The sequence below is a fragment of the Gordonia sp. HS-NH1 genome, assembly GCF_001418765.1.
Classification (GTDB): Bacteria; Actinomycetota; Actinomycetes; order Mycobacteriales; family Mycobacteriaceae; genus Gordonia.
The window spans coordinates 1-2434 of the sequence record NZ_LIYC01000093.1; the positions used below are offsets into that span (position 1 = coordinate 1).

Genomic DNA, 2434 nt, shown 5'->3' on the forward strand with positions numbered 1-2434 from the left:
TCGCGCTGATCGACATCATCAGAACCGACGACGCCGCTGTGCGGGGGCTGCCCAAATTCGCCTGGGTGGTGCTGGTGGTGATGCTCCCATTGGTCGGCGGGCTGGTATGGCTGGCGGTCGGACGCCCCACAGCCGATGAACGACCGCGCCGGCAGTCGGGTGCGACCACTGAGTTCCCGGAATACGACCACCCCGGCCGCTACGTCCCGCAGGACCCTGAGGCAGACCGGGAGTTCCTCCAGCAGGTGCGCGATCGCGCCGAGCAGCAACGTCGGACCGCGCGCGAACATCAGCGAGCCGTCGACCGGTCTGACCGCCCAGACGACTCGGGCCCGCCGCCGGCCTCCACCTAGAGAGCCAGGAACTCATGGGCATGGCAGACCGTGGTCGTCGCGAGGCTCTGGTGTTGTTCGCTCTGTTGGCGACCGCGGTGCTGATGTTCGGGATCGTGACGGTCGTGAGCGGCGACGATGAGCCTGACCAGACCTCCGCCGCCCCGATCCTTGAACCGATGCCCGCGGCGCCCACGGCGCGGTGGACAGTGGATGCGGCGTCGTTGTTCGGCAACGAGTTCCGCGACGCGGGTGTGTATGTGGTGGCTGCGGACGACGACGCGGTGATCGTCCAGGCCTTTCAGAAGTCGATCGGCAAACCCCGCGCGCTCCAGGCCCTGGACCCCGGCACCGGACGACCGCTGTGGGGCATACCAAGGACCGGATGGGACGGCTCGTGTGCATTGAGCCGGGACGGGCAACTGGCCTGCACCCGACTCGTCCGCGTAAACGGCGCCGTCCATACCAGGGTGTCGTTCGTTGACCCGCGAACCGGCGCGGACACAACCACCTCTCTCATCCACACCGCCGGTGCCGCAACGACCGTCACTGGGGTCGGTGACGGCTTCCTCGTCGAGATGAACGACACAGAGGACGTCATCATCCCCGAAGAGCTACCCCCCAGCGACCCACAGAAAGTCGAACACCGCCTCGAGGTCATCGACGATCCTCCCGATCGGCAGATGACGATCACCAAATTCGACTCACAGGGCCACCAGGCCTGGTCGACCCAACCACCCATCAATCACGATCAAGCGGTCGTCTCCGACGCCGGCAACCTGTTCGCCGTGAGCGACACGACGCGCGGTGATTTCACCATCTACCGGCTGGATACCGGCAAGCCCGTCTTCTCTCGCTTCGACGGTGAGGGCCCACCACCCGACGCGACGGCGGTGCTGCACCCGTCCGGGTTCGTGACGACCCGCTCCGACCCGGGCGACTACCGAGTCGAGTTCTTCGACTCGAACGGTGTGAAAATTGGCGAACTCGCGGGCTGGCGTCTGGTCCCCGGCCAATTCCAGCTGATCACGACAGTTGACGGCGACGAGATCGCGGTGTCATCGGGGTCGGCCGTCGGGGTCGCATCAACCCACGATCGCGCGGTGCGCTGGGACACCGGCATGTCGAAGCACTCGCTGAAACTACTCGACGACCGGCACGTGGCAATCGAGTCCGACGACTACACGCAAGGCCGCACGGGGACATGGACGGTGTTCGACGCACAGACCGGCGTCCAGCAAGGCCAGTCCGCCATCGGCTACGGGCAGCGATACCTCGGATTCGACGGCACGAGAATGCTTTTCGACGGCGAACCGACGGCCAACAACCGGCCGAACATTCCGATGCTGAGCGCATACGACGTCGAGACAGGCGGGCAATCGTGGCGGCTGCCAGCACCCACCGACACCGGCCAATGGCAAGTCACCGGACCGTATCTGCTTCTCATCGACTACACCCCTGAGTTCATATCTCGCTCGATAACCCAGTACGCCCCATGAAGGGCCCACGGATGAGTCACCGGACGGTCGCAGTACGCGGCGATACACTCGCGCGCATCGCGAGTTCACACCAGCGGGCCGCGCGGGTCGCGGTCACCATGCTCGCGGCAGGGGTGATGACGCTCGGGTCCACGTCGTGCGGGCAAGCACCGGCAATGAGGCCGACACCAGCGATCCGTTCGTAGACTTCGAACGATCAGATTCGGTGGAGTGGACGACGCAGATACCACCGACCAAACCCCCAGTCGTGTCGAGCCCGCCGACCACCGAAACAACAAGACCACCCACCGCGCCCACCGCAGCACCGCCAGGCACAATCTGCGGATACGCACCTCCTCGACCGGCAGTGGGGGTTGTGAGTCGATTAATGACGTGCGTGTCGGCTGCTGGGGATCACGGCTGCAACTATTGACGCGGCTACCGCAACTGCGATCAGTCCTGCCGGCGCCAACCATGTGGGCCCGGCGCTCGCGAGGATGCCGCCACCGGCCCAAGACCCGCCGGCGATCCCCAACTGGAACGCGAGCACATATACCGCCGACGTCGCGAGCGGGTCAACGCGTGGGTCATCATGGGACACAGCGTGTCAACGGCCAGTTTGAT

Annotated in this window: 2 protein-coding genes; both read left to right on the top strand. The window is 65.6% G+C overall.

Features of this window, described 5'->3' with window-relative positions; genetic code table 11:
• On the top strand, positions 1-353 hold a 353-nt coding region (locus AMD30_RS24150; protein WP_156354416.1), incomplete at its 5' end, for a PLDc N-terminal domain-containing protein.
• A 20-nt stretch (positions 354-373) separates the two neighbouring features.
• The gene (locus AMD30_RS24155) at positions 374-1831 is read left to right on the top strand and encodes a hypothetical protein (protein ID WP_231632847.1); all 1458 of its coding nucleotides are present in this window, start codon (positions 374-376) and stop codon (positions 1829-1831) included.
• The last annotated feature ends 603 nt before the right edge of the window (positions 1832-2434 follow it).